Source organism: Brunnivagina elsteri CCALA 953 (genome assembly GCF_002289455.1).
Taxonomy (GTDB): Bacteria; Cyanobacteriota; Cyanobacteriia; order Cyanobacteriales; family Nostocaceae; genus Brunnivagina; species Brunnivagina elsteri.
On record NZ_NTFS01000303.1, the window covers coordinates 1 to 8,203 of the forward strand.

Genomic DNA, 8,203 nt, shown 5'->3' on the forward strand with positions numbered 1-8,203 from the left:
CAAGTTTTTGCGCCGTCTAATGGCAGTCGATTGATTTTACGATCAAAATTCCCTAACTCAGTGCTTACTTTTTGCCCCACGTGAAAAACCCAAGTCTTAAAACCCAGTAACCCGACTTCTAACCCCACGATTTAAAATCCCCGTCAATAGCTAAATTCCTCGATAAAAAGAATGAGGAAGGAATGTTTAAGCTCAATTGAATTATACTACAAATGGCTTGGAGTTTGGCTTTTAAACGTAGAGTTTCGCAGAGTAAAGCGCAAAGTTTCGCAGAGAATATTTGTAGTTTCGTGCTGATGATAAAAGTTTAATTATTAGCCGTTTAGAGTATGGCTGTTTAATTTTCTGAATCGGTGTGATTTGGAAATACTTAAAAAAGTTGCGATCGCATTGGCAAAACCTACACTAAAAATGGTATTACAATAAACGACACTTTTCCGTTTTTCCTCCCAATCCCCTACCCTCCGCTTTATGGAAAAAGACTTTTATCTACAATACGCAACCGTCGAAGATAAACATTGGTGGTTTGTTGCTCGTCGTCGCATACTCGACCGAGTGATACGAGAAATCAGTCTTCCGATAGATGCAAAAATTCTTGAAGCTGGTTGCGGAACTGGTGGAAATTTACGAATGCTGGCACGTCATGGTGAAGTTGCAGCGATGGAACTAGATGAAATTGCTTGCGAATTTGCTAATCAGCGTCAAGTGACTACTGTGAGATTGGGAAGTTTGCCAGATAAAATCCCGTTTGCGGGGGAGTACGATTTAATTGTTGCTTTTGATGTGATTGAGCATTTAGATGATGATTTAGCAGCACTTTCAGCATTGCGATCGCACCTCAAACCTGGTGGTTGGATAATATTAACAGTGCCAGCATATCAATTTTTGTGGAGTTCCCACGATGATATCAACCATCATAAGCGTCGCTATCGTTTAAGAGGTTTACAAAAAGTTGTCCGCAAGGCTGATTTTTCGTTATGTTATGGTAGCTATTTTAATACTTTTCTGTTTCCCCTTGTTGCTGGAGTCCGTTTGTTGCAAAATTTATTTAAACTTGGGAATAAATCTCAAGAAAATCAAATTCAAAATAATAAACCTCAAACAAGTGGCGATTTAACAGTACCATCTCCCCTAATTAACAAACTTTTGACCTTTCTATTTGCTAGCGAACGTCATTTTTTTATGGGTAAATTGAGTTTGCCATTTGGTGTGTCAGCATTAGTTGTAGCTCAGAAGGCAGTAGTCAGTAGGCAGAAGGCAGAAGGCAGAAGTCAGTAGGCAGTAGGAATAAATTAAGTAATCCAATATTTCAATTTCTAATTCCTAACCTCTAACCCCTAATTCCTAACTTCTAACTTCTAACTCCTAATTCCTAACTCTTAACTCCTAACTCTTAACTCCTAACTTCTAACTCCTAACTTCTAACTTTCCAAAATCCAAAACCGGATGACTCAACCAACCTACTCCATCGTTATCCCCATATATAACGAAGAAGACAACATCAACGAAATGTATCGTCGTTTAACTGGTGTTATGCAACAGTTAGATGGTGAATGTGAATTAATTTTAGTCGATGATGGTAGCAAAGATAACTCCTTGAACTTGATGCGTGAACTTCACCATCTCGACAGTCGAGTAAATTACCTGAGCTTTGCCCGTAACTTTGGTCATCAAGTAGCAGTAACCGCAGGTTTAAACTTTGTGCGTGGAAAAGTTGCGATCGTCATGGATGCTGACTTGCAAGATCCACCAGAACTAGCTTCATCAATGATCGAAAAATGGCAACAGGGTTATCAAGTTGTCTACGCACAACGAACATCCCGCAAAAAAGAAAATTGGTTTAAACGCTTGATGGCATATGGATTTTACCGCATCTTAAGGCAGCTTGCAGATGTGGACATTCCCGAAGATACAGGAGACTTCTGCTTAATGGATAGACAGGTAGTTGACGTTCTCAATGCCATGCCAGAACGAAACCGTTACATTCGTGGTTTACGTGCTTGGGTAGGTTTTCGGCAAACCGCAGTTAAATTTGAACGGGATCCCCGCTTTGCTGGTGAAGTAAAATATACATTTGGGAAATCTTTGGCACTCGCAATTAGCGGTATAGTATCGCTTTCCAGAGTTCCTCTACGTATTGCTACTTACTTAGGTATTTTATCAGCAGGTGTAGCCTTACTGATGATATTACTAGTACTTTACTGGCGTTTTTCCGATCGCACAACACCCTTAATTGGCTTTACATTAATTACGATCGCACTCTTTTTCTTAGGTTCAGTACAGTTATTCTGTATTGGCATTTTAGGTGAATACATCGGACGTATTTATGAAGAAGTCAAAGGTCGTCCCATATATACTGTAAAAGAAATTGCTGGTGTTTCACCACAATCGAATACTTCTGTTCATAAATCATCAAGTCATTCCCCTATTTAATCTCAAATTGCATTTAGGAAAATTACGTGAATCCACAAGAATTCGGTGTATTATTAATATCAGTTCTCGCCAGTGTCATGGGACAATTTTTTTTGAAAATGGGTGCAGCAAAGTTGGGGAAATTAGACTTTGCCCATCCATTTAACAAAATTACTGGTATCATCACCACACCAGAATTATTAATTGGATTAGGCTGTTATGGATTAGGTGCGATCGCTTATATTTTACTCCTAACGCGAGTTAATTTAAGCGTAGCCGGACCAGCAGCTTCACTTGTATATGTATTCTCTGTTATCATCGGCTTTTTTATATTTAAAGAACCAATTCCAATAATGCGTTTAACGGGATTAGGTTTTATTGTTGCGGGAGTAATATTAGTAGTTTGGAATAAATAAAATCGGATATTAGGCAAGAACCAATAATCCATAACCATTAACCATAGCCATCCCAAATCATTTGTGTTGGCGTAGCCTGCGCTTGCGCTTAAATGATATTTCAATATATTTCTTTATTCTCTCTGCGTTCTCTGCGTCTACCTACGGTAGATACGAAGTAGCTTCTGTTGGCGATAGCCGCCCTGTAATGGCTAAGTAGCCACTACCCTAACGGGAAGGCTAAGAGGATGTTTGAAAAGTACCCCGAAATGTCATGCTGAGGCACAAAGCATCTCAATATACGCATGAAACGCAAGATTCTAGCCTGCGGCAACGCGTAGCGCGTACGTTCCGTAAGACTCCACTCAGAATGACAATTTATACCTTGTCCGACTTTTCAAACATACTCTAAGAGCAAACGTGTCTATGGCGGTTTATCTCCTTATCTATTTTTCACTTTGGAGTAGACTGTCCAGAGGAGTTATCAAATAGGATTGCCATATTAACTATTAACAACTATGAGTAAAATAACGATACCTACAATTAATATTAACAATAATTTGCAAAATCAAAAAATTTGGTTTCCAGCACTAATGTGGCTACTCAGCCGTTTAATAATACTCATAGTCATGTTTATAATCATGCCAATCGCCACAAAAACATCAAATGTGGTGATTAACAAGTATGGCTGGTGGGATGTATTATTTGCTTGGGATAGCGTCTGGTATTACAACATAGCAACAATAGGCTATAACTACGGACTTGATTTTACGAAAACTCAATATTCAGTGGCATTTTTCCCCCTATATCCCTTATTAATTTGGATATTAACAAAAATAGGAATACCTGTAGTTATCGCTGGATTACTAATTAATAACTTGGCATTTTTCGCAGCATTAATAACACTATATACCTGGGTTGAAGAACGCTACGGTAAAAATTCTGCCCGGTGGGCAACTGCGACAATGGCATGGTGTCCCTATTCGATCTACGGTACAGTCATGTATACCGAAGGACTATTTTTCCTCTTCAGTATTTCAGCACTACGCGCTTTCGATCGAAAACAATACGCTTGGGCTGGTTTCTGGGGGGCATTATCCAGCGCAACCCGCATCACCGGAATCACCCTACTTCCAGCCTTTTTCCTCACCGCTTGGAAGCAAAAGCGACCAATTACAGCCTATATTGCTAGCCTTTTTGTTGCTTCAGGTGTCGCCATTTATAGCCTATACTGCCTCTGGAAATTCGGCGATGCTTTAGCCTTCCTCAATGCTCAAAAAGGATGGCGAACCTCTGCGGGTTTTGCTTGGCAAGGTTGGTGGTATATGCTGACACAAGTTGCGATCGGTGGAAAAAATGCGGCGATTGGTTATATTCAAGACCCTTTTTATCTCCCACAGTTTGCTATTATCGCAATTAGCGCCCTTCTATTGTTACGCTTCCGCCAAAAACTTGGTGCTGATAAAGTTCGCTACGGTTTTTTTCTACTTTGGTTTGTACTCTGGTTAATGGCAGGGGAATCCCTAATTAAGATAGTCTTGATTTTCGGTGGCTTGTATCTACTTTGGTATTATCGCTTTTCAATCCCCCTAGTCGCTGCTATTTATGGCTTTTTCTCCTATGGAATTGCCCTGAATACCGGATTGACCGCTTCTGTGGAAAGATATGTTTATGCGATCGCGCCTCTATTTATCGCATCTGGTTTTTTATTTGCTAAATACCCACGTTGGGGTTATGCTGTTATGGCTTTTGGTGGTTTGATACTTGTCCTGTTCTGCATCCGCTTTGCCCAAGACTTATGGCTAGCTTAGTAGTACTTCATGAGTACAAATAGTAAAAGTTTCATTTTATTAATTATTTGTTACATAAATCGTACTGTTTTTAGCAAACAAACACCGTATATTGTTCTTTAAAAAGCCTTGAGAGTATATTCTATATCTTGTTCATCAAGAAAATATTTCACTTGTTAGCTGGTGTGCATTTTTATTCTCATCGGCTCATCTACACTCTATTCCTTGGCAAAAATAAAACTAGCACCACAAGGCAACCATAATTCTTACCAATTCCGTTCTACCCCGAACCCTACCTTTAAATATTTGTGTACTTTTTTACTTAGCACTGAAGATTAATTCAGTATAATAGGTAATTAAGTTTACATTATACCAGGAGAGAAAATGATTAAATATTACTTAAATTCGAGTTTGTTGGATAATCTCTCGAAAATCTAGTCATGATATAGATGTAAAAAGCAGTGGTATTACGGTAAGCATTAAAGTTTATATGTAATATTAATGATATGGGAGTAATTAATTCCTCTATCGGTGATATGGTCAAGCATAAGCAAAACAGCAAATTTAATTAATAATTATATTTGATTCGCTTATTAATTTACTTAAGTATCAAATTTTGCAGATCATCTAAGTACGAAGTTAGGAGCAGTTTTACAGTAATTCATTAAGTAAAGAGTCTTTGTCCTCAAACCAAAGTTGAATTTATAAATGAGAAACTATATCTAAATAAACAGCGTCTAGCGTATTTGCTAGAGCGTAGATGTAAACTATCTGATTCATTTAAAAACTTAACACTTTCTTTCCAGGAAGAAATAATGCGAGGCAGTAGAATATATAATGTTACGAATGTAACTTAGACTTACTATTTAAAAGTAGTGAATACAATATAATCAACATAGATTTAGTTCATGTACATTCTCGTATTTAGTAACTAACTAAAGTTATTTAAAAACAGAATAACTTCAGCCAAACCGTTAGGCTAGAGTTAAACAAAAAACTTCTATCGTTTGAATATTTTTAATAATCTGTGAACAGTTACAGGTAATTTTCTTTACATTAAGGAAAGAAATTAGGTATCTAAATATCTAAAAAATTCTGTGATTAAAAACCGCGATTGTCGGTGTTAGGCAGTTCGAGGTATAAAGGAGCTGTGAAGTGGAGAATAACAAACCTTTTAGTTGGTCGCAAGGCGCATTAATTGCATTACTGGGAGTGGGAGGTTGCCTGAGTTTGGGTTTAATGTTACCCATTTTTCCTAGCAACTTGCAAACACAGAGTACGCAAATAATTGATATTAAAGATGTATCACTTCAAGCCTTAACACAAGAAAGGATTGAAGCAATCAAATCGTCCATGCTTACAAGCTGGCAAAAAGAAGCGGTAGCAAAAGGTATTAGTGACATACCCAACAGCTTCCAAGGAGCAACGATTATGGAAGCAAAATTGCCTCCTGGGGAGAAAGTCATTGCTTTAACATTTGATGATGGACCTTCGCCCCAGAATACACCCCAAGTTCTGGAAATTCTTAAAAAAAATAATATCAAAGGTACATTTTTTGTCGTCGGACAGATGCTGCAAGAACATCCAGGTTTGGGTAAGCGGGTTGTTGCAGAGGGGCATGTGATTGCCAACCACACATGGCATCACTGGTATCATTACATGAACCCGCAAGCCTCAGCATTTGAAGTCGATAACACATCAAATTTAATTTATAAAGTTACGGGAGTAAAGACCAGTTTATTCCGTCCACCTGGTGGGATCAAAACTAATGGTCCATATAATTATGCTAAAAATCAGAAATACGCAAGTATAATGTGGTCGTCTGATTCCGTTGATTATTCCCGACCAAGTGTATCTAAATTAATCAGTAATGTGATGCGAGAAGCCAGACCAGGTGGAATAGTACTTATGCATGATGGTGGTGGAAATCGCTCTCATACGGTGCAAGCTCTACCGCAAATCATCAGTAATTTTAGAAAACAGGGCTATCGTTTTGTCACGATTCCCGAACTTTTGGAATTACAGGATAAGCAGTCACAGACAGTTGCGGCAAACAAAAAGTAATTTTTATCTTAATATTTTACCGATAACGCCAGCTTTATCCGGAGTGATACGCCCGCTTATCGCAATCTGAGAAGATAGTTATTATGGGTATACAGCAAATTGCAAGTAAGTGAGGTATATAAAAGAGATAAAAACCGCAGATATAGACGCTACTCCACGAGAAGTCTCGCTCCGCTCATCTAATGTGGCTACCTTTGGAAGTCAGTCCCTGCCTACCCGCAGGGCACGCGGATAAATACAGATGGTAGTGTACCTCATCCAAATGAAATGTGCTGTATTTCTTAGCCATTGCCGTATCCACTGTACAAAACCGATTATTCGAGATTACTGGTAGTACGAACAATTGATACTATGTCTCAGCGTAATATCTGTTACTCTATACTTAATTTTTTGAATTAATTTTTAAATTAATTTTTGTTATTACTCAAAACCATCGCCCAATGATTTTTGGATGACTTTTGAATAACCCTAGTAAACCATTTCGCCTGAGTGCGATGGTGTAAAGCACCTGCCAAATGCGATCGCAACCCAAAGAATGTCGGATGAAGGAGCTATGACGTGAATACCAAAGGACTTTTTAGATTACCAAAATTTGTATTGTTTGGGCTAGCTGCTTTAGTACTAACTTTAGCTGTGGGAATGGCAATACCAATTCAGCAAAACGTCTTCAGTAACGGTTTAGGGCAAAGCGTAATTGCCAGTAGTTTGGCTGCACCAGCTACTACAACTCAGCGCGTGACAGAGTTGAAAAAGCAAATGATGGATAGTTGGCAACAAGAGGCAAAGCAAAAAGGTGTTTATCAAGAAATACCCAAACGCTACCAAGGAGTCACCCTCAATGCAGTCAAGCCGAATCAAAACGATAAAATAGTTGCTTTAACTTTTGATGATGGTCCTTGGCCCAAGTATACAGAGCAAATATTAGATATTCTCAAAGAAAATAATGTTAAGGGAACATTTTTTGTCATCGGCAGAAACATGAAAAACTTTCCAGAAATTGGGAAACGCATTGTTACCGATGGTCATGCGATCGCAAACCATACCTGGCATCATTGGTATCATCGTCTCAACCCCAAAGCTGCGGCTTATGAAATAGATGCTACAGAAGAAATTATTTATAAAACTACTGGTGTGAGAACAAACCTCTTCCGTCCACCTGGAGGTGTTTTAGGTAATGGTCCGGCTGCGTATGCGAAGAGTAAAAAGTATTCGGTGATTATGTGGTCGGCAGATTCCCACGACTACAAACGTCCTGCTGTACCTCGTTTGTTGAGTAATGTGATGCGTGATTCCAAACCAGGTGGGATTGTTTTGATGCACGATGGTGGTGGTGTTCGTGATAGCACAGTTAAGGCACTACCAGCCATGATTGAGAAATTTCGTAACTCTGGTTATCGTTTTGTTACCATGCCAGAGATGCTGGAAATTGAAGATAAGGAATTGCAAATGGCGAAAAAATAGAATAGTTAAACCTCGTCCATTTTGAGAACTGGAGTTTTCCACGAAAATATATTATTGTGAATTTAGGGGTGTAGTTGAGAG

At 38.6% G+C, this 8,203-nt stretch carries 6 protein-coding genes; all 6 read left to right on the forward strand.

The genetic code is table 11. From position 1 onward, the window contains the following. Positions 1-471 precede the first annotated feature (471 nt). Positions 472-1,278: a class I SAM-dependent methyltransferase gene (locus CK510_RS21895; protein WP_095723708.1), complete on the forward strand. Its 807-nt coding sequence runs from the start codon at positions 472-474 to the stop codon at positions 1,276-1,278. Between the two features lie 168 nt (positions 1,279-1,446). Next, positions 1,447-2,433, forward strand: coding sequence for a glycosyltransferase family 2 protein (locus CK510_RS21900; protein WP_095723709.1), 987 nt, complete (start codon positions 1,447-1,449; stop codon positions 2,431-2,433). Positions 2,434-2,459: 26 nt separating this feature from the next. Beyond that, the gene (locus CK510_RS21905; protein ID WP_095723710.1) at positions 2,460-2,828 is read left to right on the forward strand and encodes a DMT family transporter; all 369 of its coding nucleotides are present in this window, start codon (positions 2,460-2,462) and stop codon (positions 2,826-2,828) included. 497 nt (positions 2,829-3,325) lie between these two features. Then, positions 3,326-4,618 (forward strand): mannosyltransferase family protein, encoded by a 1,293-nt coding sequence (locus CK510_RS21910; protein ID WP_245912295.1) that lies wholly within the window; start codon positions 3,326-3,328, stop codon positions 4,616-4,618. A gap of 1,134 nt (positions 4,619-5,752) precedes the next feature. Next, positions 5,753-6,661 carry a polysaccharide deacetylase family protein gene (locus CK510_RS21915; RefSeq protein WP_095723711.1) on the forward strand — a complete coding sequence of 303 codons (909 nt, stop codon included), beginning with the start codon at positions 5,753-5,755 and terminating at the stop codon, positions 6,659-6,661. Positions 6,662-7,219: 558 nt separating this feature from the next. Beyond that, positions 7,220-8,122, forward strand: a complete 903-nt coding sequence (locus CK510_RS21920; RefSeq protein WP_095723712.1) for a polysaccharide deacetylase family protein — start codon at positions 7,220-7,222, stop codon at positions 8,120-8,122. Positions 8,123-8,203: the final 81 nt, after the last annotated feature.